The 394-nt window shown below is 54.1% G+C and carries 1 protein-coding gene; it reads left to right on the forward strand.

What is annotated here, in order from left to right:
• Nucleotides 1-79: tail fiber protein (locus tag EMN46_RS19795; protein ID WP_195715346.1), on the forward strand; the 79-nt coding region annotated here is incomplete at its 5' end.
• Nucleotides 80-394 lie beyond the last annotated feature (315 nt).

The raw sequence follows: 394 nt of genomic DNA on the forward strand, positions 1-394 counted from the left end.
GCTTGCTGCAACGCCAAAGGCGGTTAAGGTGGTAATGGATGAAACGAACAGAAAAGCCCACTGGACAGTCCGGCACTGACCGGAACGCCAACAGCACCAACCGCGCTCAGGGGAACAAACAATACCCAGATTGCGAACACCGCTTTTGTACTGGCCGCGATTGCAGATGTTATCGACGCGTCACCTGACGCACTGAATACGCTGAATGAACTGGCCGCAGCGCTCGGGAATGATCCAGATTTTGCTACCACCATGACTAACGCGCTTGCGGGTAAACAACCGAAGAATGCGACACTGACGGCGCTGGCAGGGCTTTCCACGGCGAAAAATAAATTACCGTATTTTGCGGAAAATGATGCCGCCAGCCTGACTGAACTGACTCAGGTTGGCAGGG

The organism is Ancylomarina sp. 16SWW S1-10-2, from assembly GCF_009669305.1.
In the GTDB taxonomy this organism is placed as follows: domain Bacteria; phylum Bacteroidota; class Bacteroidia; order Bacteroidales; family Marinifilaceae; genus Ancylomarina.